The sequence below is a fragment of the Neolewinella xylanilytica genome (genome assembly GCF_002934605.1).
GTDB lineage: Bacteria > Bacteroidota > Bacteroidia > Chitinophagales > Saprospiraceae > Neolewinella > Neolewinella xylanilytica.
In genome coordinates this window covers 668,454-689,436 of sequence record NZ_PTJC01000006.1, presented here as the reverse complement: position 1 = coordinate 689,436, position 20,983 = coordinate 668,454, and the positions used below count along the sequence as shown (strand labels likewise).

Annotated in this window: 19 protein-coding genes; 7 read left to right on the top strand and 12 right to left on the bottom strand. The window is 57.8% G+C overall.

All coding sequences use genetic code 11. The features are described from left to right. Positions 1 to 168 precede the first annotated feature (168 nt). The 4 genes from CLV84_RS12075 to CLV84_RS12060 all read left to right on the top strand — a co-directional run bounded on the left by CLV84_RS12075 (position 169) and on the right by CLV84_RS12060 (position 3,186). Positions 169 to 1,194 carry a hypothetical protein gene (locus tag CLV84_RS12075; RefSeq protein WP_146088793.1) on the top strand — a complete coding sequence of 342 codons (1,026 nt, stop codon included), beginning with the start codon at positions 169 to 171 and terminating at the stop codon, positions 1,192 to 1,194. Between the two features lie 74 nt (positions 1,195 to 1,268). Next, on the top strand, positions 1,269 to 1,592 hold the full coding sequence (locus CLV84_RS12070; protein WP_104420044.1) for a hypothetical protein: 324 nt from the start codon (positions 1,269 to 1,271) through the stop codon (positions 1,590 to 1,592). A 3-nt stretch (positions 1,593 to 1,595) separates the two neighbouring features. Further along, the gene (locus tag CLV84_RS12065) at positions 1,596 to 2,234 is read left to right on the top strand and encodes an O-methyltransferase (RefSeq protein ID WP_104420043.1); all 639 of its coding nucleotides are present in this window, start codon (positions 1,596 to 1,598) and stop codon (positions 2,232 to 2,234) included. An 82-nt stretch (positions 2,235 to 2,316) separates the two neighbouring features. After that, a complete protein-coding gene (locus CLV84_RS12060) occupies positions 2,317 to 3,186 on the top strand; it encodes an alpha/beta fold hydrolase (RefSeq protein WP_104420042.1) in 870 nt (289 codons plus the stop codon). Positions 3,187 to 3,246: 60 nt separating this feature from the next. Here CLV84_RS12060 and CLV84_RS12055 read toward each other — a convergent pair whose 3' ends face one another. Genes CLV84_RS12055 through CLV84_RS12035 form a run of 5 tightly spaced genes read right to left on the bottom strand, consistent with a single transcriptional unit; the run spans position 3,247 to position 8,761 of the window. Beyond that, positions 3,247 to 4,281: an NAD(P)/FAD-dependent oxidoreductase gene (locus CLV84_RS12055; protein ID WP_104420041.1), complete on the bottom strand. Its 1,035-nt coding sequence runs from the start codon at positions 4,279 to 4,281 to the stop codon at positions 3,247 to 3,249. Positions 4,282 to 4,323: 42 nt separating this feature from the next. Next, entirely contained in the window at positions 4,324 to 5,013 is a 690-nt protein-coding gene (locus CLV84_RS12050) for a phosphoadenylyl-sulfate reductase (RefSeq protein WP_104420040.1), read from the bottom strand. 2 nt (positions 5,014 to 5,015) lie between these two features. Then, a complete protein-coding gene (locus tag CLV84_RS12045; protein WP_104420039.1) occupies positions 5,016 to 5,807 on the bottom strand; it encodes a precorrin-2 dehydrogenase/sirohydrochlorin ferrochelatase family protein in 792 nt (263 codons plus the stop codon). A gap of 13 nt (positions 5,808 to 5,820) precedes the next feature. Then, positions 5,821 to 6,618: a uroporphyrinogen-III C-methyltransferase gene (gene cobA / locus CLV84_RS12040; RefSeq protein WP_245911495.1), complete on the bottom strand. Its 798-nt coding sequence runs from the start codon at positions 6,616 to 6,618 to the stop codon at positions 5,821 to 5,823. Between the two features lie 22 nt (positions 6,619 to 6,640). Continuing rightward, on the bottom strand, positions 6,641 to 8,761 hold the full coding sequence (locus CLV84_RS12035; RefSeq protein ID WP_104420038.1) for a nitrite/sulfite reductase: 2,121 nt from the start codon (positions 8,759 to 8,761) through the stop codon (positions 6,641 to 6,643). Positions 8,762 to 9,812: 1,051 nt separating this feature from the next. On the opposite strand from CLV84_RS12035, the gene CLV84_RS12030 reads away from it, so the two are divergent. Next, on the top strand, positions 9,813 to 10,394 hold the full coding sequence (locus tag CLV84_RS12030; RefSeq protein WP_104420037.1) for a sigma-70 family RNA polymerase sigma factor: 582 nt from the start codon (positions 9,813 to 9,815) through the stop codon (positions 10,392 to 10,394). Between the two features lie 85 nt (positions 10,395 to 10,479). On the opposite strand, the gene CLV84_RS12025 is transcribed toward CLV84_RS12030, so the two are convergent. Both CLV84_RS12025 and CLV84_RS12020 read right to left on the bottom strand, forming a co-directional pair. Next, positions 10,480 to 11,781, bottom strand: a complete 1,302-nt coding sequence (locus CLV84_RS12025) for a RagB/SusD family nutrient uptake outer membrane protein (RefSeq protein WP_104420036.1) — start codon at positions 11,779 to 11,781, stop codon at positions 10,480 to 10,482. A 79-nt stretch (positions 11,782 to 11,860) separates the two neighbouring features. Further along, on the bottom strand, positions 11,861 to 14,794 hold the full coding sequence (locus tag CLV84_RS12020; protein ID WP_104420035.1) for a SusC/RagA family TonB-linked outer membrane protein: 2,934 nt from the start codon (positions 14,792 to 14,794) through the stop codon (positions 11,861 to 11,863). Between the two features lie 307 nt (positions 14,795 to 15,101). On the opposite strand from CLV84_RS12020, the gene CLV84_RS12015 reads away from it, so the two are divergent. Next, positions 15,102 to 16,217 carry a GumC domain-containing protein gene (locus tag CLV84_RS12015; RefSeq protein ID WP_170067679.1) on the top strand — a complete coding sequence of 372 codons (1,116 nt, stop codon included), beginning with the start codon at positions 15,102 to 15,104 and terminating at the stop codon, positions 16,215 to 16,217. Then, a complete protein-coding gene (locus CLV84_RS12010; protein WP_104420033.1) occupies positions 16,217 to 17,659 on the top strand; it encodes an O-antigen ligase family protein in 1,443 nt (480 codons plus the stop codon). Before CLV84_RS12015 ends, CLV84_RS12010 begins: the two co-directional genes overlap by 1 nt. On the opposite strand, the gene CLV84_RS12005 is transcribed toward CLV84_RS12010, so the two are convergent. The 5 genes from CLV84_RS12005 to CLV84_RS11985 form a co-directional block, all read right to left on the bottom strand. Then, entirely contained in the window at positions 17,629 to 18,003 is a 375-nt protein-coding gene (locus CLV84_RS12005; protein WP_104420032.1) for a FluC/FEX family fluoride channel, read from the bottom strand. The genes CLV84_RS12010 and CLV84_RS12005 overlap by 31 nt on opposite strands. Further along, the gene (locus tag CLV84_RS12000; protein WP_104420031.1) at positions 18,000 to 19,109 is read right to left on the bottom strand and encodes a glycosyltransferase family 4 protein; all 1,110 of its coding nucleotides are present in this window, start codon (positions 19,107 to 19,109) and stop codon (positions 18,000 to 18,002) included. The genes CLV84_RS12005 and CLV84_RS12000 overlap by 4 nt, the downstream gene beginning before the upstream one ends. A 91-nt stretch (positions 19,110 to 19,200) precedes the next feature. Further along, positions 19,201 to 19,968 (bottom strand): tRNA pseudouridine(38-40) synthase TruA, encoded by a 768-nt coding sequence (gene truA, locus CLV84_RS11995; RefSeq protein WP_104420030.1) that lies wholly within the window; start codon positions 19,966 to 19,968, stop codon positions 19,201 to 19,203. Then, positions 19,965 to 20,660: a tRNA (adenosine(37)-N6)-threonylcarbamoyltransferase complex dimerization subunit type 1 TsaB gene (tsaB, locus tag CLV84_RS11990; RefSeq protein WP_104420029.1), complete on the bottom strand. Its 696-nt coding sequence runs from the start codon at positions 20,658 to 20,660 to the stop codon at positions 19,965 to 19,967. Before tsaB ends, truA begins: the two co-directional genes overlap by 4 nt. Further along, positions 20,657 to 20,983: an MGMT family protein gene (locus tag CLV84_RS11985; RefSeq protein ID WP_104420028.1), complete on the bottom strand. Its 327-nt coding sequence runs from the start codon at positions 20,981 to 20,983 to the stop codon at positions 20,657 to 20,659. Before CLV84_RS11985 ends, tsaB begins: the two co-directional genes overlap by 4 nt.

Below are 20,983 nucleotides of genomic sequence, written 5' to 3'. Positions count from 1 at the left end.
CCCTTACCAGCAGTGTATCCGTACGGAAAACTTTAACGTTTATCGGTAATACTAAACGGTATCCAGGCGTTTATTACCGCGTCTAACTTTAGTTCGGACACCACTCGGGTAATGGCCCGGCTGTTGCACCAGCTTTTGGAACATCACCCTTCATCAAACCAACGCCCCATGGCAACTATTCAGAATAATCCTAATCCGGAACCCAATAAGTTCACCCCGGCTCCCAAGCCCCAAAAAAGCCGCACCACCCTGCTGGGTGTCATCATCGCCGTGCTCGCCGTAGCCCTGGTCGTACTCGGCATCAGCTTTATGAACCGGGGTACCGAGAATGCCCAACTCTCCACCGAACTCGTGGAGATGGAGCAGTTCAAGGCGCAGGCCGAGAAGCAGTACTATGAGTCACTGGCCGAATTGGAGGAAATGCGGGGGAGCAACGAGGAGCTCAATGCCCTTATCGACCAGCAAAAGGAAGAACTTCGTCTGCAGAACGAAAAGATCACCAGCCTGACGCGTGACTCCCGGAACCTGGCCGCCGCCCGGCGCGAACTGGCCGACCTGAAAGCAAATACCGTTGGCTACCTCGCCGAACTGGAGGAGCTGCGCCTCGCTAATGCGGAGCTTTCCGAACAGAACGAGCAGCTCTCCACCGAGCGCGATATGCTGAGCAACGACCTGCAGGTGAGCCAGCAGACCAACCAGCAGCTTAATAGCGAGCGGGCCGTACTGGTAAGCGAACGGGAGCAACTGGCCAATCGCAATAGCGAACTGAACCAGAAGGTAAACGTAGCCAGCGTCATCAAGACCAACAACATCACCGCCGAAGGGCAGAAGCAGCGCAACAGCGGACGTTGGGTAGGACGCAGCAGCGCCAAGAACGTCGAACGGCTTTTCGTGTGTTTCAATAGCCTTGATAACGCGGTTGCCACTCCCGGCGAGGAAACCTTCCAACTGCGCATCGTTAACCCCAACGGAGAAACCCTGAGCATCGAAGCGGAAGGCAGTGGCGTACTGACGACCAGCGCCGGCGAGCAAGTTCCCTTCACCAAAAACGTTCCCTTCAACTTCCAGGGCGATGCCGCCAATCACTGCGCCGAATGGAACGTACCCGGCCAGGAATTCATGGAAGGCGTCTACACCGTCGAGCTGTACAACAAAGGCTCCCTCGTAGGTAGTACCGAAATGGAACTCAAGTAGTCCGAACCACCGCGTTCCCCACCTTGAAAAGGGCTGCTCCCACCGCGGGGCAGCCCTTTTCCTATCTTTACCGCATGCCGATCGATCCCGTTACCACCACGTTACTGCGCCGTGAATTCGACCTGCCCATGGCCGTCATGACGGAGACCGAACTGCTGGACTGGCTGACCGTCCGCGTCGGAGAAATGATGCGCTATCGCCCGGAATACCTGATGAGCCTTTGCTATACGCTGGATCTGGACGAAGAAAGCGTGGCCCGTGCGCTCGATCCCGTTGAAACCCCGAGCGAACCACCCTTTCGGGTACTGGCGCGTATCCTATACGACCGGCAGCGTGCCCGCGCCAGCAGCAAGCAGCACGTTGCCGTGCCCCCCCTTGACGACCCTAACGCCTGGTAGCCGATGCGAGACCTCTTCGACCCCCTATTTGAATACGCGGAATCCGTTAGTGGACCCGTTCCGTCGTATTTACACGAGGTGGAACGGCAGACGTACCTGAAAACCCTGGCGCCGCAAATGATGAGCGGGCGATTGCAGGGGCGCGTCCTGGCCCTGCTGTCCAAACTGGTCCGACCGCGGACGGCTCTGGAGATCGGCACTTTTACGGCCTACGGTACCCTCTGCCTCGCGGAAGGTCTGCGGGAAGATGGCGTGCTACACACCATTGAAGGCGACCCCGAGCGCGCCGCGCTGGCCGAGCGCCACATTGCGGGATCCCCCTTCCACGACCGGGTAAAATTACACGTCGGAGACGCCGGCGAAATCCTGACGAACCTCCAACCGCCCTTCGATCTCATCTTTTTGGACGGCGACAAAAGGGGATACCCCGACCATTACCGCACCTTGGTCGATCGGTTAACGCCAGGCGGGCTGCTGATTGCCGACAACGTTCTTTGGGATGGTAAAACGGCCAATCGTGGTGACGACCGCGTCGCCAACCGCCTTCGTACCTATAATACTATGCTACGCGACGATCCCCGCGTCGAGGTAACGGTACTCCCCCTCCGCGATGGGCTATCCATCGCTCGCAAGCGGTTGTGAACAAATAACCCATGTATAGACATATATAAATGTATGCGCGTTACGCACGCATGCATTAGTTCTATCACTAAAAATTTATACCATGCTGTTTATTAACACCACCGACAAAAAGTCGGGAAAAGAAGTACGTTTACGCTACCAGGAATACGGCAACGGCCGCCCCGTTGTATTCATCCACGGGTGGCCGCTCACCGGCGACATGTTTGAATACCAGATGGAGCCGCTCAGCCGGGAGGGACTGCGCTGTATTTCCTATGACCGTCGCGGATTCGGCCACTCTTCGAAAGTGGGCGAAAGCTACAACTACGATACCCTGGCGGATGACCTGAATGCTCTCCTGACCGAACTTGACCTTCGCGACGTAACCCTCGTCGGCTTTTCGATGGGCGGCGGCGAGATCGCCCGCTATATCGGAAAATACGGTCAGGACCGCTTATCCGGCGCCGTTCTTGTCAGTTCGGTTACCCCATACATGCTGAAGACGGATAACCACGACGGCGTCAAGTGGAGTGTGTTCCAGGAGATGATTGACGGCATCCGTAAGGATCGCCCCAGTTTCTTTGCTACCTGGGCCAAGCAATTTTACGGTATCGGCCTGTTAAATCACCCCGTAAGCGACGAGTTCCAGTCCTGGACCCTCGGGATGGCGCTGACCGGCTCCAGCCGCGCCGCCATTGACTACGTGGAAGCGTTTGCGAAGACCGACTTCCGTGACGATTTGAAAAAATTCACCGTGCCGACGCTGATCGTACACGGCGAAGACGACAAGGTCGTACCCGTTAACGTAGGTGGTGATGCCACGCACAAATTAGTGCCTAATGCCATCTACCATAAGTACGACAATGCGCCCCATGGCCTGTTTTATACCCACCGGGAACGGTTGAACCGCGACATTCTCGCTTTTGTCAATACCAAAGCCACCCGCCCCGAACGCGAAATCGCGGTACACTAAGTCCGCCGGCGTCGCGCCAAAAGCAAAGCGGCCGCTTCCGATCGGGAGCGGCCGCTTTTTTTATGCGGTAACGGAAGCTTCCTCTTCCTTGGGTAATCCTTCGACCCCGTTAACGGTCGTGTACTTGAAGCTTAGTTTCTTGTCCGGGTAGATGTAGCTGAAGGCGGACTGTACGGCCATAGTACCTTCGTGAAAGCCACAGAGGATCAACTTGAGCTTACCGGGGTAGGTATTGATGTCCCCGATGGCGTAGATACCGGGCACGCCGGTACTGTAGTCACGCGTATCGACTTCGATGGCATTCTTATCGATGGTGAGGTTCCAGTCGGCGATGGGGCCCAGCTTCGGGGACAACCCGAACAGCGGGATGAAGTCGTCTACCTCGATCACCTCTTGTTCGCCGGATTTAAGCTTGACGGTGACACCCTGTACTCCCTCGTCGCCGACGATGCCAACGGCCTGAGCGTTGGTGATCAGGTTGACCCGACCGCTTTCGGCCAGGGCGTGCACTTTTTCCACGCTATCCAACGCACCGCGGAAGCTGTCGCGCCGGTGCACCAGCGTGACCTCCTTGGCGACATCGGCCAGGAAGATGGTCCAATCCAGGGCGGAATCGCCACCGCCGGCCAGCAACACCTTGCGGTCGCGGTAGACCTCCGGGTCCCGAATGACGTAGGCGACGCCATTATCCTCGTATTTTTCGATGTTAGGGATCGGGGGCTTGCGGGGTTCAAAGCAGCCCAGGCCACCGGCGATACAGATAACGGGAGCCTCAATGACGGTGCCGCGGCTGGTCGTAAGCCGGTACATTTTCTCTCCCACCTTCTCCAGTTTTTCGGCGCGCTCGCCGAGCGTGAATTCCGGATTAAAGGGAGCGATCTGCTCCATGAGGTTCTCGATGAGTTCACCGGCCAGCACGCTGGGATAACCGGGGATATCGTAAATCGGTTTTTTGGGATAGATCTCGGTGAGCTGTCCGCCGGGCTGCCCCAGGGAGTCAACCAGGTGGCAGCGCATTTTCAACAGGCCGGCTTCGAATACGGTAAAGAGACCGACCGGGCCGGCGCCAATGATGAGGATATCAGTTCTATTCATGTCTAAATCTTATTTCGGGGGGGATCCGATAGTCTAAAATAATCAGGATACGTGGAGGCCGCATTCGTCCTTGTCGGTGCCGGCCCAGCGACCGGCCCTACCCTGCCCGGGTCGGGTACAGTGGGTGCAGCCGATCGAGCCGTAGCCGAGTTCCTCCAGGGGATGGCGGGGAAGCTTATCCTTTTCGAGGAGGTACAGAAATTCGCCTTCCTCGATATCGATGAGGGGGTGAAAGTGGATGAGTCCATCCACCTCCTCGAAGATTTCCATGGCCGCCCGGTTCATCGTTTGGTAGCTGTGTACCCCCGACATCCACACCTGGTGGCGGGCCTTTACCGCCCGTAGGGGCATCACCTTATTGTAGTGACAGCAGCGGCCGGGCTGGCTTTCCCACATCTTGGTTTCCCGCGTGAGTTGATTGCGTTCGGGGTCGGGAAGGATTTCCACGACCTGCAGTCCCGTCAATTCGGCCAGCGTATCCTTGTAGGCCAGCGTTTCCGGAAAGTGGTAGCCGGTATTCAGTATGTGCACCTTCTGCTGGGAGTTTGCGCGGCTAACCAGGGTGAGCATCACCACGGATTTCGTACCGAAGCTCGAAGTGAACAGCACCTGGTCTACGGGGAAATATTCGTAAAGGCGGGTGATTCGCTCCTGGAAATCCAGCGGGGCAAACTCCTCGTTAAGGGCCGCCAGATCAAACGTCAGGGCGGTTTCTGAGTGGGGTAAGCTCATCGTTAATTCAAATTTTCCTGACCTCCTTCTCCCTTTTCGGGCGAACGGGGCGCAGGTGCAATATCATTCGGTTCGGAAGCAGCCGCCAATAAGCAACCGCCGGGGGGACAGGTACGACCGGCACGCGCCGAGGACAGTAAACCGTTCGTCAGCGTATTCAGTTCACGGACTTTCGTCTGGAAGTTCCCGGTCAGCCGGTCACGGAACAGGTGTAAGTTTTCAATCAGTTCGGTGGTGGCATCTTCCGGAAGCTCGGCCTCCAGCCACTGCCGGAAGCGTTTGGCAAAGGTCGGGCTCTGGCCGTTAGTGCTGATGGCCACCTTGAGCGGACCCCGGGTAACGATGCTACCCAGGTAGAAGTCGCAGAGGTGAGGCGTATCGGCCACGTTCGTGAGTCGCCGCTCGGCTTTGGCCGCTTCCCATACGGCGTAATTAACTTCCTTGAAATTGGTAGCGGCCACCACCAGATCGACCTCTTTCACGTCGGCGGGACGAAATTCCCGTTGGTACCAGGTTATTCGTCCGCCGGCAGGGGTATGCCAAACGCCCGCGAATTGCTCGCCAGACACGGCCACCCGCGCTCCGGCGCCATCCGCTTCTTTAGTTTGCCGTTCGTACGCATCCAGCAATTCCCGTAAGTCCGCTCCCATCCAGGGGGCGACGATCGTAACCCGGGCGTTGGGGCTGCTTTTCAGGATAAAGCTCAGCTTCTCCTCCCCTACTTCTCCGGCCCCCACCACGAGCATGTCGAGGCGGTCGAGGCGAAAAAACGCGGGGTACAGGGGGTTGGTCATTTGACGGTGCGCTTTACGATGGGTGATTTGTGGCTACTTCGCGAATGGTCGACCGTAGATCGCCATTTACAAAGTCAGCGTGCTGACGGACGGTCTCCCCCAGGACGATGATGCCCGGGCCCTTATCCCGCTCGGCGAGCACCCGGGGAGCGATGTCGTTGACGGAACCGACCCAGCAGCGCTCGTCGGGGCGGCTACCGTTTTGGATGACCATGGCGGGAAGCGCTCCCTTGCCTTCGGCGTCCCACAGCGCGCAAATCTGGTCGAGGCGCCCCAGGCCCATAAGAATGATCACGGTAGCGTTCGACCGGGCGGCCCGGAACAGGTCGTCGCTCAGGCCACCGTTGCGGGTGTGGGCCGTGATCACCCAGAAGCTGTCGGCGTATCCCCGGCTCGTGGGGGCCACGCCCTGTAATTCGGGAAGACTGATGCAGCTACTGATGCCGGGCACGATTTCCACCGGGATACCGGCCGCCTCGGCGAATGCCTTTTCCTCCTGGCCCCGGCCGAACACGAAAGGGTCACCGCCCTTCAATCGCACCACGTGGCCGTACTCCAACGCGGTGGTAACGATCAGTTCGTTGATCTCGTCCTGCCGCTTGTAGTGACATCCGGCGCGTTTGCCAACGAAGATGCGCTGGCAGTGTGCCGGCGTTTCGTCCAGCAGCGCGTCGCTACTCAACGCGTCGTAGAGCACCGCATCGGCGGTAGCCAGGGCCCGTAACCCCTTTCGGGTAATGAGGTCCGGATCACCGGGACCGGCGCCGACAAGGGTGAGGCGGGGTTGGATGGGAGGCTGCTTGGGTTGCATGGCGGATATTTGGGTAAGGCTTTTAGGCCTTGTAGTATTCACTGACCACGGTCTTGTCCAACTGACGCTCGCGGGTAGCGATCGCCTTGGTGACAAAGGCCCGGGCCTCCGCAATATACGTAGAAGAAAAGGCCGTATTAGGCTCCGTATTTTTAATACGTAATACGTAGTTTTCGAAATTATCAATTTCGGGGAATCGATCACCGAAGTGCTCCTGAAAATCGCGGAGGATCCCGATATGGGTGTTACACTTCAGGTCCTCCGAAAGGAGCAACGCCTTGGCTGCCGTGACCATCGCCGAATAGGCGTGGTAACCGGCGTCAGCGGGGGCGTCGGCTTGTAGGCTTACCGCGGCAGACTTCAGTTTATCGGTGCTGTCGTTCAAAATGGCCCCGATGACGTCGAGGCTTACGCCGGCACACTCCCCTACGCCGATCTCCTGTTTGTACTCGTCGTCCTGTCCCCAGTCGTAGAACTCCTCGTCGGTGATCTCCGCCGTATCGCCGAGTGACTTCAGCAGACCGTAGAAGTACCGTTTGCCCTGGCGTTCGGCGTAATCGTTGTAGTATTCGCCGTCATTGGCGTGATCGCGGTAGTCCTGGAAGAGGATCCGAATCACGTCGGGTACGCGGCGGGTAGGTACCTTGATAACCTTCTGCGCGATAAACCCGCGGCCATCGGGGGCAATGCCGCCGCCTACGACCACCTGCATAGCGGGGGCGATGCGGTCGCCGACGCGCAGACTGGACCCGTGGAAGCCGATGTTGGCGGCCATGTGTTGTCCGCAGGCATTCATACAGCCGCTAATCTTGATACGGATGTCGTCTTCAGTTACCATCTCGGGATACTCCTTGCGGACTAGCTCCTCCAGCACCTGGGCCAATCCGGTAGAGTTGGTGACGCCGAGGGCGCAAGTATCGGTACCGGGGCAGGCGGTAATATCGGCCGTTGTGTCGTAGCCCGGTAATCCGAGATCGAGCGCGTACAGGCCGTTGTAGAGGTGCGGCAAGGCGCTCGGGGGAACGAAGCGCAGGACCATTCCCTGCTGAACGCTCAGGCGGATATCGTCGCTCGCATATTTGCGGATAACTTCCGCCAGCAGACGGGCTTGCTCGGCTTCGAGGTTGCCGAGCGGCACCCGGATGGCCACGGCGTGGTAGCCTTTCTGTTTTTGCTCGAGTACGTTGGTCTGGCACCACTCGGCGTAGGCGACGCGGTCGACGGGCTCCACCGGCGGAAAGGTATCTTCCGGAATGGATCCCAGCTTGGGCAGCAGGGATTCGTCGACTTCGTAGCTCTTGTGTGCAATGGCGGGCCACTCTTCGTGGACCAGCTCCATGAACCGGTCGAAGCCGAGGTCTTTGATGAGGAACTTCATCCGGGCCTTCATCCGCTTTTCGCGTTCTCCGTAGCGGTCGAAGACGCGAATGGAGGCCTCCATGAACGGAATGATCTGATCGGCCGGCAGGAATTCGAAGGCGGTATGGGCCACCATGGATACGGCACCGAGACCTCCGCCGATTACCACCTTGAACCCTTTCCGCCCCTCCTTCATCCGAGGAATGAAGCCGAAGTCGTGAAAATAAGTGAAGGCGCTATCGCGATCGCTGCTGGAGAAAGCGGGCTTGATCTTGCGGCCCATTTCCTGGCAGATGGGGTTGCGCAGGAAATGGTCGAAGGAGGCGTATACATACGGACTCACATCGAAGAGCTCCTCGGGGTCGACGCCGGCGAGCGGACTGGCCGTCAGGTTCCGAACCGTATTGCCACAGGCTTCGCGGGCCGTCATTCCGGCATCCACCAATTCCTGCCAGATGGCGGGACTGTCATTCAGCTTGACGTAATGCATCTGAATGTTCTGCCGGGTGGTAATGTGTAGCCGGCCGTTGGTGTACTTCTCCGCGATGTTGGCCAGGGCAATCAGCTGGCTCGGGGTGATGTGTCCGAAGGGTATCTTGGTCCGAAACATGTGCACGCCTGGCTGACGTTGACCGTACACCCCGCGCGTCAGGCGATAGTGTTTGAAGCGGTCTTCGTCTTCCTTCCCGCGCTGGTAAGCGTAAATGCGGGCGGTTAACTCGGCGATATCGGCCTGGTTTGCAGCCTGTAGGTCCGGTGAGGTGGGGGATACGGTGGAATTCATACTCCAAAGTACAGGCTGGCGGTCAGGTCGTTCGAGTCCATTCAGGATCAAATGATCATATGAACGGATAGATCAAGGAATCAACTAATTGATTTCCATTTGTTTACGTATATTATTAAATCGATATTAAAAAATGTTAACATATATTTATTCCAATAATATATTTCCCTGCCTGCTTTCAAGCGTGCTTTGCCGCTACGGACGGTCGGGTCTCCACAGTACCTCTCCTGACCGCGTGGCGGACTTTACTGCCCCTCGCTCGAATTTTTTTCACTAGCCGAACCTCCGGGCTTGCATTAGCACGGTCGGATACAATTTCCGAAAGAAAGCCACCGTACCGTGCGTAACGCTCCCGCAAGCCGCACGCTCCATTCACCTCATCCGCGGAATTGCGGAATGGGCCGCCCTGGATACTGGTAGCGTTACGGGAAACCAAATCGAACGCAGCCGAATCCCACCACCCTATATATACGTACAGTACAGCGCACCTTCACCAGGCTGCCCCGATGCCTTCCTCCTACGCGAAAAAGAGCGAAGGCATAGCCGGGTATCCTGGCGCAGCCGGAAAGATGAAAACTTACGGCCGGCGCGACGGGGAAACGACCCCGCTGAAAGGGGCAGCGGACCGGATTGCCCGTCATTCGCTGAAAACCCACTTCATGAAACAATAGCCATCAGGAACATCCGGGAGAATTCGAATATTTTTGAAAAAAATTTAACTTTTCGCATACTTCCCCGAACACCCCTTTCGTTTTCCTGTTAGAGCGCGCATTTGTCACCTAGCGCATGTTTGATTTCGGATTTTGTTTTGTGTCTCTGTTTTTGACTTTAGCTTGGTATTGTCCGTTAACAGCCAGTTAAATATTGTTCTGACGATCTTCTTTTTTTGGTTGTCTGACTTGTTTACCTATCTTTGACGGAACAAGGGGATTGCACCTCCCTCCATCATTTCTAAAGTCTACCATATAGGTCTACGTCTACACTAACTGTCAACTGGCAATAGCGCCGGATCCCACTTCGGGAAATAATCCCAATTTGAAACTTGTTAGTCATGGACGTTAAGACGCTCAACGATCAAGAACTGATCAACCTGTACCTTTCTGGCGAAGACCGCGCATTCGAAGAACTGCTCGGCCGGCACCAACAGAAAATTTACACCTCCATTTACCTTTTCACGAAGGATCACAGCAAAGCGGAAGATATCTTCCAGGAGGTTTTCATCAAGATCATCGACACGCTGCGCCGCGGCAAATACAACCACGAAGGAAAGTTCCTGCAGTGGGCCATGCGGATCTCCTACAACATGTGTGTCGACTCCTTCCGCCGCAACAAGCGTCGTCCCCAGGTCGGTCAGACCGAAACCTTCAACATCTTCGACGTTCTCCAGTCCGAGGAGCACAATGCCGAACAGGGCATGATCCGCACCCAAACGCACGACAAAGTGCGTAAGCTGGTCGACTCCCTGCCCCCCGAGCAGCGGGAGGTAGTCATTCTGCGCCACTACGCCGACATGAGCTTCAAAGAAATCGCCAAGCTTACCCAGGTCAGCATCAACACGGCCCTGGGCCGGATGCGGTACGCCCTCATCAACATGCGCAAGATGATCGAGGAGAAGCAAATCGCCCTCCAGTAAGCACGGACTAACGAGCCAGTAGACAGTAAAGCCCCACCGTCAATCGTGACGGTGGGGCTTTCTTCGTAGGAAGAAATGGACCGCGTCAGGCGTTTTCCGCCAGCGGGATCGGAAATTGCGTGAAAATGTCATCGCCCGGTCGGTCGATGGGCAGGAAATTCTCGTTCAGGCGGCCGTAACGCCGCAGGTCCCACATGAGGTGGCCTTCGCCCCACAGGCTATACCGGCGCTGGTAGAGCATTTCATCGATCAGTGCCTCCTGAGTCGTCGGGCCCGGGTACGCACCAATGCCCGCGGCCTCCCGAATGATATTGAGCGCCGCTTCCCCTTCCTCGAGGTTCCCCAGGTTGATGTTGGCTTCGGCGTAGATCAGCACCAGCTCCTCGTTGCGGATAATGTCTATGGGAGAAGTCGACGTTTCGTAGAGGGCACTTTCGTACTGGCCGTTCAGGCCATCCTTTCCGGTAGGATCCGGGCGCAGTCGAAATTTATCGAACCGCAGGTCCCCGGCGGTGGTATCCGCGATGATCCTGGGATGGACGACAAACTGGTCTCCGCTCTGCCCGGGGGGGCGGTAGATCGGATTTAACAAATCCCCGGCGTTCGTGCTGAAGATATGCTGCGGCCCCGTGGAGAGGTCGCCGTCGAGGTCCAGAAAGCTGGCGTTGGCGTACGCCAGCGCATCCGCATAGCGACCGGCGTGGGTGGCTACCCGCGCGGCAATTGCCCGGTTGAACAGGGAGAAGGTTTCCGGCGTATTGAACCCGGCGAATCCGTCGGACAGCACGAAGGCGAATACCGCGTCATCCAGTTGCTGGTTCGCCTCGTCCAACAGTTCCAGAATGCGGGTAAACCCTTCTTCCTGGCTGAGGTACGGCCCGAGATTTTCCGGATCGGCCACGTCGACGCGCACGCCGTTGCTACCCAGCATATCCAGCACCTGGCTGAGCATATATGCTTTGATCGTATTGGCGAAACCGCGGTACCCCTGCTTCTCCTCCTCGGATACCACGTCGGTATTCTCCAGAGCGGTTAGCAGGATATTCACGTTCTTAACTACCTGGTACCGGGAGGTAAAGGGGCCGGTAAGGTAGAAGGTATTGGCGTCGAGAACCGTTTCTCCCTTCCCCAACAAATCGGCCGTGTTGCGCGGATCGGCATCAAAAATGTACAACTCCCGGGCAATGGTGCCGGATGCGGTAACGTAGCTGGTGTAGCCGGTGCGCATACCGGCTTCGATACCGGTGACCAGCAGGTCAAGCTCCGTTTCGGAGGCGTTTTGCAGCACGCTACTCACGATCGGGCCGTTGGGGTCGAACTGTTCGTCGATCTCACAGGCCGACAAAGCCAGCAACAAAAAGCCGGCAAAGATTATGGAAGATTTCATGCAACTATGGTTGAGCTTTTGCGCCGGAGCGCGGGGAAACACGATCCGGGAAAGCGATGAGGTGAATTAGCGTCGGGGATTAAAAGTCGAACCCGAGGTGGAAGTAAAATTGCTTGGCGCTCGGGAAGGGGGCGACCTCAATGTTCGTCGACAGGCCGCTCCCCCCCTTGACGGAGGCTTCGGGATCGTAGCTGCTGTAGTCGGTAAGGGTGAAAATATTCCTGCCCGAAACACCGATCCGAATGCCCCGAAACACGTCGGACTCTAGGGGGAGGCGATACGTGATGCCGGCCTCCCGGAGACGGAAATAGGAGCCGTCCTCGATGTACCCTTCCAGATTGTCGTATTCACGTGGGGTTGTACGCCCATCGTCGGTCAGTAAGCGCGTTAGGTTGAGCAATTCACTTCCCTGCCGCCAGTGGAAGAGAAAATTGACGTCCAGATCTTGGAACAAGGTCAGGTTGTTGTTCCACCCGAACTGGAAATCGGGTTCGGTATTGCCGGTCTGGGTCGGGACGCCTCCGACGTTCTCCCAGAGCCCGGTGATGGGCGACCCTTCGTTGATGTAGAAGGTACCCAGGCCAAGCCCGAAGGCCACCCCGGAGGGTACGAAGCTCGGAATGTCTTCGCCCTCCGTTCCATCCTCAACCCCCAGGCGGGTGATCTCGCTTCGGTTCAGCCAGAAGTTCAGGGTCGTCCGGTAGCTGAAGTTTGCCGTATTCACGGGTAGGAGGCCCAGCTGGAACTCAAAGCCACGGTTGCGCAGATCCAGGTCATTTCTGATCTCATTGGAAAAGCCGGAAGAGGTGGGTACGGCCCGGTCGTAGAGCAAGTCCTTGACGTCGCGGATGTAGTAGGTGGCCGTAACGTTTACCTTATTATCCAAAAATCCCAGGTCGGTACCGAATTCGATCTCGGAACTGGTTTCCGGCACCAGATCGCCGTCGCCCTGCTGCCCGTCTACCGTGAAGCCGGCGCGCCCGCCGATACTGTTGTTCGTGAGGGTGGTAAACAGGCGCCCGAACGACGCACTGTTGCCCGTTTGGCCGTACGCCGCCCGAAGTTTTACCTGCTGGATGGGATTCGACGGGTTCCAAAAATCAAATTCGTGCAGGTTCAGCGCTACCGATGCCCGCGGAAATGCGTAGAATTTGTTGGGATCGCCGTTCAGGGAAGACTTATCGAAGCGGACACCGGCCGTGGCAATAAGGCGATCGTTGACGTTAACTTCCTCCTGCAGCACGTAGCCGAATTCCTCCACGTTCAGCAAGAATTGGTCGATCTCCTGGGCACTGCCCCGCGCCAGGTTCGTCTGTAACGGAATCAGTTGGGTAGTCTGGCTCAGGAGCTGATCGGCCGACTGGTTGAGGTAGGTGATGCCGGCCTGGGAGGTGAAGTTGATTCCGCTCTCGGTGTAGTAATCGTGCACGGCAATGGCAGAATAATTATAATTGAAGAGATCATTCTTTCCCTCCGCCAGGAAACCGTTCTGCCGGTTGCGCTGTGACTGAAAGGTTTCAGGCACGTAGACGAAGGTTTTGCTCAGAATGAAGTCCAGCCCGCCGTTGAAGATCAGATTAAGCGAGTGGTTGTTCGTCTGCAGGACGTTGTAATTCACGTTGATCCCTTCCAGTACGCGGTTGACGTTTTCCTCGTTGCGGGTCTGATCGCGGGTTTGCAGCGGATTGCCGGCAAAGTTGGGATTGTCCGGGTAGTTGCCCTCCTCGTCCGGGAAGAGGTTTACCCAGTCGCGGGTGTAGGCCAGCGTATAACCGTAGGATAATCCCCCCTCGTTTTCGTTGCCGCTAAAGGAGCGATTGGCCTGGGACCGCACGTAGTAAGTATTCGACTGAATTTTCAGTCGGTCGCTGATCCGGTGGGTCAGGTTCAGCCGGGCGGAAAACCGTTCGTAGCCGGTATTTTTGATGATGCCGGCCTCGTCGCGCCAGCCACTGCTTACGAAGAAGTTGGTTCGTTCGTTTCCACCGCTGACCCGGAGCCGGCTATCGGTGATGAATCCCTTTTCACCGTACAGGATGTCTTCATAGTCAAAGAGCTCGCCGCGCGCCACCGCGGCTTCGTAGAGGGCCCGTTCGGCCCGACCCGCCGCGATTTCGTCGGGTTCGTCGCCACCGAATTCGGCTTCCACCTGCTCGGGGGTAAAGCTCCGCCGGCCGACCTTGCGTATGATGGTATTGAAACCAAGATCCTGATTGAAAGTGACCCGGGTTTCACCCGACACCCCCTTTTTCGTCGTGATGATCACGACCCCCGCGTTGGCGCGCGTACCGTAGATGGCGGCGGCGGAGGCTCCCTTGAGGACTTCGATGCTCTCGATGTCGTCGGGGTTGATATCGGCGATGCGGTTCGAAGAAGATTCCTCGTTAGCGCCGTTCGCACCGGAGGCGGAGCGGCTGCCGTTGGGCAGTTCGACGTTGGAGATGTAGACCCCGTCGACGATGAACAGCGGCTGGTTATTCCCGGATAAGGAGGATACGCCCCGTAGGCGGACCGCGTAGCCGCCACCCGGCGCCCCGCTGGTCTGGGTAATATTTACCCCGGTAAGCTTGCCGTACAGCGCGCCATCCACGGTCTGCTGGGTGGTCACCCCGGTGAGCTCCTCCCCACTGACCACCGACACCGCGTTGGCGGAGTTGGTTCGCTTGATGGTGGAAGCCAGACCGGTAACGACGACTTGTTCCAGGTTAGCCACGTCGGGCATCAGGATGATCTCCAGTGGCGCGATACCCCGGCTTACTTCGATCACCTGGGAGGCGAACCCGGTGTAGCTGAGCCGAAGCTCGGCGGGCTCCTCGGGTATGTCGATGGCGAAGCTGCCGTCGAAATCGGTGACGGTACCGGTAGTCGTACCGACAATCAGCACGGTGACCCCGACCAGCGGTTCCCCTTCGTTATCGGTGACGGTACCGGTAACCGGGTATTGCCCGTAGGCCAGGCAAGGGAGAAAAAGCGCCGGCAATAGTAACCAGCACAGACGGTTTATAGGTTGCATAGGTTCAACGGTAGGTGAAGTAAACGAAGATTCAGCCATGTAATATGGCGAAATTTCGCTGCTAAATACCAGTAATAATATTGACTTTACAATAGTATTCGGTCGAATATTCCGGTTTTTTACTCAACCAGCGACAATTTTTGATTCCTTTTGAAGCAAACGGTGTCTTCGGGCCACAATTCCCGTCGTCGGGTCGTCCAGTACCTGACGATTCGGCGCATCGATGGAGATTAGTCCTTGCACCCGCGCTCCGGCGCAAAGCTGCTTATTACCTTTGTGGCCGCGCAAGCCCCACGCTTTTCTACCTATGCTTACACACCAAACCCCACCGACCGCCCCCCCCGATCATTTGCTGGGCGTGCTCCGAACGCTCTGGCGCTGGCGAAAGCCGATCGTCCTTACTACACTGGCCGGGGCCCTATTGTCGGTGGTGGTTTCCCTGTTACTGCCGGTGTACTATACGGGCTTCACCTCCTTCGTTGCCCTCAGCCCCGAGCAGATCTCGATCGAAAGCACCTTCGGCAATGATGGGCAGCGCGTCCAGTTTTATGGGACCGGCGACGACATCGATCGCCTGCTCTCCGTAGCGGAAAGTAATCAGGTACTCGATTTCCTGATTGACACCTTTAACCTGTATGCGGTATACGGTATCGACAGTACCGTCCAGAAGGGGCCGGTGCGCATGGCCGAGCAACTCCTGAGCAACTACGAAGTGGTACGAAACCCCCGCGACGTGATCGAACTGACCATCGAGGATGAAGATCCCGTGCGGGCGGCGGCGATGGCCCGGGCGGCCCGGGTGCGCATCGACGAACTTAACCTGGCACTCATCCGGGCGACCCACGGCAGAAACGCGGCCGGACTCCGCCGCGAGGTGGAGGAAAGCCAAAAGCAACTGGAGGACCTGAACCGGCGGCTGGCGCAAATCCGCCAGGAATCCGGGGTGTACAATACCGCGACCCAGAGCGAGGTACTCGCCACCGCCTCGTCTCAAATCGACCAGCGGATTGCCCGGACCCAAGCCCGGCTCGAAGAATTTCGGACGCAGGGGCCCCGGGACAGTATCAATAAATTGACGGTTGACCTGGTCGGTTGGCAACAGAGCCGGGTGGCCATCGACGACCAACTGGCGAAGCTGAACGCCAGTATCGGCAGTATCGACAATATGGAAGAAGAACGGCTGCAGGCGAACAACGACCTTACCGAAAGTCGCATCCGGCTGAAGCAGTACGAATCCGTGCTCAACGGTGACCGAAGCACCATAGAAGTGATCGAGGAAGTGACGGTTCCTTTGGTTAAAAGCGCTCCGATCCGGTGGCTGATCGTGGTGGCGTCCACTTTCGTCACTTTCGTGCTCGCCGTGCTCGGAGCTTTACTCATTGATTCCGGTAGGCGATACGACTGGGGACGAATAACCCGCTGATGCAACTGCCCCTGCGCCTTTATGCGGGATACGCCGCCCTGGCCCTGATCAGCCTCCTGGCCGGGATCGGGAGTGGGCATTACTGGGTGGCCGGTTTGCCCCTATTGCTCCTGGTGGTGGGCCTGGCAATCCTGAATTTCCGCCCGCTGTTCTGGCTCTTACTCATCAGCATACCGCTGGGGGCGGAGGTGTTTTTGCCCGGTGGCCTGAGCACCGACTTACCAACCGAACCCATCGCGGTCGGCTTGTCGGCCGTATTCCTGCTACACCTGGCGCGACACTGGGCCGAATACGACCACCGGACCTTCCTTCATCCGATCGCCCTGCTGCTTTACCTTCACGTCGGGTGGATTTTCCTCAGTAGCATTTTTGCCGAAGACCCGCTCGTCAGCGTGAAGTTTTTGCTTGCCAAACTCTGGTACGTGGGGGCCTTCTTTATGTTGCCGCTGCTGCTGTTGCGTACCCCCAAGACGGTCTACGTTTTTGCCCAGTGTATTTTCTGGCCGCTGTTGTTCGTAGCCGTACAGGCGCTGGTTCGCCACGCGGGTTACGGTTTTACTTTCGCCGACCAGTTCCGGACGCTACACCCTTTCATGCGTAATCACGTGGCCTACGCCGGTTGTCTGGCTACCTTTACGCCCTGGTTGGGCTACCTCGTTTTCCGTCGGCGGCTAACAGCGCAACCCTGGCGCTGGATGGTACTGGGCCTGGTACCGTTGTGGCTGATGGCGATCTTCTTTTCGTATACGCGGGCGGCCTATGTTTCCCTCGGCCTGATCGTTGTGGCCTACTACATCATCCGGTATAACTGGCTGCGCCCCGCTACGGTACTCGCCTTCGTGATGGCCGTAACCGTATCCGTTTACCTCGTGCAGGACGATCGCTACCTGGACTACGCCCCGGAATTTACCAGCACGGTCTCCCACCGGGAATTCGATAACCTCATCAGTGCTACGTACAAATTGGAGGACATCAGCACGATGGAACGCTTTTACCGCTGGGTCGCGGCGGGAAACATGATCCCCTACCGCCCCGTAACGGGATTCGGGCCGGGCAACTTCGTTGGGAACTACGAAGGCTATACCAACAACAACTTTGAGACCTACGTCAGTGACAACGCCGAGCGCAGCGGGATCCACAATTACTTCCTGATGACCCTTGTGGAACAGGGTTACCCCGGCCTGTTTGTTTTACTGCTATTCATGGGAAGCATTCTATTTTTCGGGCAGAGGCTTTATCTGCTCCAGTCCGATCCGGAAGCCAAAGCGGCAATGATGGCGGCCCTGCTGGCGGTTATCGTGGTGGGCGCCTTCAGCGTCCTCAACGACCTCCTGGAGACCGACAAGGTAGGCTCGCTATTCTTCATCAGCACGGCGATCCTCATCAATATGGGACACTATCGGTCGCCGATTCAGGAAATTGTTGGACCGCCCGTAAAGTAGACCACCGCGAAAATGCTCAACACCCCCACCAGTACACTGGTGGCGAGGTACAGGAAGGCGAGGAACGGTTGCCCCTCCTGTAGCATCAAGAGCAGCTCGGCGGAGAAAGTAGAAAAGGTCGAGAATCCTCCGCAAAAACCGGTGATGAGCAGCAGCTGCTGGGGCGGAGCGAGTTGTTGGCGCCCAACCAGGGAAAGTCCCATTCCGAGTATCGTACAAGCCAGAAAATTAGCTACGAAGGTACCCCATGGGAAGCCGCCCCCCGTAGCCGGAAGTAGTTTAGCCACCGCCATACGCGCTACCGCGCCAACGCCGCCGCCCGTAAAGACGAGTAACCAGGTCAAGCGGTCTGGGGTAGGCGGGCCGATTCCGTTGGCTCCGTTTGCCGCGCTTTTTTCCGTTTGATGCGGCTGGCATACCGGTGTAGCAGGTAGGTAAGGATAAGGGCCAGACCGATCTCGATGGACAGGATAGCGTGTAAGTTGAGCAGGGGATCCAGGAAGAGCGCCAGGCTAATGAAGGCCAGGTTCACCATGGCCAGCATGAACGTCGCCTGCACGTGGCTGTGGTTCGAATCGATCAGCAGGTGGTGGATATGGCGCCGGTCCGGCTTCATCGGGCTTACCCCCCGCAGAGAGCGGGTAATGAAGACCCGGATGGTATCGAACAGCGGAATGATCAAAATACCGACCGCCACCGCAATGGGGTGCTCGAAACGGTAAGCGGCGCTAATCGGACCGGTAGAGCCAAAATCAATGAACTCAATCGTCATGATACCGAGTAGCATTCCGATGACCAGTGCTCCGGTATCCCCCATGAAGGTTTTCTGCGTCTTCGACATATTGTAGTAGAGGAAGGCCAGCATTCCTCCCGAAGCGGCAAGCGCCAGAATGCCCAGGTAGACGTTTCCTACGACGAAGAACCAGGTGCCGAAGGTGAGCATGGCGATGATGCCAACCGTGCCGGCCAGCCCGTCAATACCGTCGATCAGGTTAAACGCATTGCTGATGACAAGTAGCGTGAAGGCGCTGGCGGCAATGGATAGCCAGTAGGGCAAGGTGGTGGTGACCCCGAATAGCTCGTAGAGGCTTTCCAGCCGTATGCCCCCGCGGGTGACCAGAATCGCAATGGCGATGACCAGACCGGCGGTTTTCTTGCCTGCACTGAGCTGGCTGATGTCGTCCTTGGTGCCGATCATAAACACGATCACCAGGGCACTGAGAATGTACTGGAGGCTTTCCCATTGCTCCATCGGCGTTAGCAAAAGGGAACAAAACAGCACGCCGAGAAAGATCGGGATCCCCCCGAGACAGGGGGTAATCGTGTGGTGGCTACTGCGCTCCTCGGGGGTGGCCACCAGCCTTTTCTCCACCGCAATCTTAATCACGCTGGGCATGATCGCAAAGACCAACGCGAAGGATATCAGAAAGCTGAGTATAAATACGAACATACACGCTATTTGTAGGGGGGTCTAGGGCAGGATATACACAAGCATAGCAGGCTAAAAGGCGTGCGACGCAAAGATACACCAGCCAATAGTATTACGAAACCGTCGGCCAATCGGTTCGCCCGGGGTAGCGGACCTCCGTCAGGAACAATCCTTCCGCCGGGGCGCTTAGGGGCCGGGGCAGGCGCTCCTGTCGGTCCATTACCTCCTTCAACCGATCGAGGCTCAGCTTATCCGTGCCCACTTGCAGGCAGGTACCTACGATCAGGCGTACCATTCCCCGCAGAAAGCGGTTGGCCGAGACCCGGTAGCGCAATTCCGCCGCCCCGAAGTCCCATTCGCTTTCCGTCATCGTACACTTCATGGTGAACGCGTCGCTGTTGGTTTTGCAGAAAGGGGCGAATTCACCGTAATCGAGCAAGAGACCGGCGGCGGCCTGCATGGCATCCCGGTCCAGCGATCCGAAAGCCGGCAGCCAGGTAACGGTGTCTACCCGGAAGGGATCTTTGCGGGGGCTGATGCGATACTCGTAGCTCCTTCCGGTAGCACTGAAACGGGCGTGAAACCGATCGTCCGCTTCGGCCAGTTGGTACAGGGCGATATCCTCGGGCAGGTAGCGATTGAGCCGCGGCAGCAGCCGCGGCGGCAGCGTACCGGCATAATCGAAGTGTGCGACATAGTCGCTGGCGTGGACCCCGGCATCGGTGCGGCCACAGCCCACCAGTTTGATGGGAACGCCAAGGATGGTCGACAGGGCCGAATCGATGGTTTCCTCCACCGACAGGGCATTGGGCTGTCGTTGCCAACCGGAGTAAGCGGTTCCGCGGTACGCCAGTTCGAGTACGTATCGGCGTTCCGTCACAGCAACGGTTTTTTCTTTGACCGGGTAACGTGGGGGGCGTTAAGATAGTAAGGCTCGTAGGACGCAACGTCCGGCTCGGCAAGTAAATGCCGGACTTCCGCCCGCACCAGGTAACGGGCCGAAGCCCGTAGCGGCTCGGCAAACGAGAAGGCGTTGTCTGATGCGGTAGCCTCCCGTATCCGCTGCTGCCCCGGTCCGCAAACCACGATCCGGCCGAGCCCCCGGCCTTCCAGGAGCTTTCCCCGCCACTGCGGATCGGCTAGGCGGACGTTCATGACCTTACTTTCGGGGTGCAGGTCGCCCGAACGAAAAAGCTGACCGAAGACCTCTCCCCGCCTGGAATTGATGGTGGCCAGTATCCGATCGTTTCCCGTAGCGTCGCACTCCCCGGCGAGAGCGGCGAGGGTTGGTACGGTACTAAATTGCAAATGCGGCACGGCCAGACAAAGTCCCTTAGCCGTGGCGGCACCCACCCGGAGGCTGGTATAGCTCCCCGGTCCGTCGCTGAGCACCAGCCGGTCCATCTCCTGGAGGGAGTTACCGGCGTCCCGGAGCGCACCTCGGATCAGTAGGGTAAGGTGACTGGCGTGCTGGTGAATCTCGGTGGCGGTGGCTTCGGCCACCACTACCCCATCCCGGGCAACGGCGACCGAGCAAACGTCCGTAGCGGTTTCGAGTAGCAACTCCGTCATTGGTGAAGCAGCTCGGTAGGTGACCAGAACAGCCGATCGAAATCCCGGACGCGATCGTCCTGAACGACGACCCCCTCGGCTTCTAGCTTTTCCTGCATGAGGCCGGGCGTAGCGAAGTGGTTGCGACCGCTTAACTCCCCCCGGCGATTGACTACCCGGTGGGCGGGAATATCGTCGGCGCGGATGGAATTGAACAGCGCCCAGCCCACCATACGGGCGCTTCCGAGCGTGAGGAAATCGGCGATGGCGCCGTAGGTAGTGACCCGGCCGGCGGGGACTAGCCGGGTGACATCGTGTACTTGCTCGATATAGGCCGCCCCCAA

Excerpts from the sequence above, each read along its gene's own strand:
- CLV84_RS12025 (WP_104420036.1), bottom strand. The coding sequence starts at position 11,781 with ATGAAATCTTCCATAATCTTTGCCGGCTTTTTGTTGCTGGCTTTGTCG.
- cobA (WP_245911495.1), bottom strand. The coding sequence starts at position 6,618 with ATGCAACCCAAGCAGCCTCCCATCCAACCCCGCCTCACCCTTGTCGGC.
- CLV84_RS12035 (WP_104420038.1), bottom strand. The coding sequence starts at position 8,761 with ATGAATTCCACCGTATCCCCCACCTCACCGGACCTACAGGCTGCAAAC.
- CLV84_RS12065 (WP_104420043.1), top strand. The coding sequence starts at position 1,596 with ATGCGAGACCTCTTCGACCCCCTATTTGAATACGCGGAATCCGTTAGT.
- CLV84_RS12050 (WP_104420040.1), bottom strand. The coding sequence starts at position 5,013 with ATGAGCTTACCCCACTCAGAAACCGCCCTGACGTTTGATCTGGCGGCC.
- tsaB (WP_104420029.1), bottom strand. The coding sequence starts at position 20,660 with ATGACGGAGTTGCTACTCGAAACCGCTACGGACGTTTGCTCGGTCGCC.
- CLV84_RS12010 (WP_104420033.1), top strand. The coding sequence starts at position 16,217 with ATGCAACTGCCCCTGCGCCTTTATGCGGGATACGCCGCCCTGGCCCTG.
- CLV84_RS12015 (WP_170067679.1), top strand. The coding sequence starts at position 15,102 with ATGCTTACACACCAAACCCCACCGACCGCCCCCCCCGATCATTTGCTG.
- CLV84_RS12030 (WP_104420037.1), top strand. The coding sequence starts at position 9,813 with ATGGACGTTAAGACGCTCAACGATCAAGAACTGATCAACCTGTACCTT.
- CLV84_RS12075 (WP_146088793.1), top strand. The coding sequence starts at position 169 with ATGGCAACTATTCAGAATAATCCTAATCCGGAACCCAATAAGTTCACC.
- CLV84_RS12070 (WP_104420044.1), top strand. The coding sequence starts at position 1,269 with ATGCCGATCGATCCCGTTACCACCACGTTACTGCGCCGTGAATTCGAC.
- CLV84_RS12060 (WP_104420042.1), top strand. The coding sequence starts at position 2,317 with ATGCTGTTTATTAACACCACCGACAAAAAGTCGGGAAAAGAAGTACGT.
- CLV84_RS12020 (WP_104420035.1), bottom strand. The coding sequence starts at position 14,794 with ATGCAACCTATAAACCGTCTGTGCTGGTTACTATTGCCGGCGCTTTTT.
- CLV84_RS12055 (WP_104420041.1), bottom strand. The coding sequence starts at position 4,281 with ATGAATAGAACTGATATCCTCATCATTGGCGCCGGCCCGGTCGGTCTC.
- CLV84_RS12045 (WP_104420039.1), bottom strand. The coding sequence starts at position 5,807 with ATGACCAACCCCCTGTACCCCGCGTTTTTTCGCCTCGACCGCCTCGAC.
- CLV84_RS12000 (WP_104420031.1), bottom strand. The coding sequence starts at position 19,109 with ATGTTCGTATTTATACTCAGCTTTCTGATATCCTTCGCGTTGGTCTTT.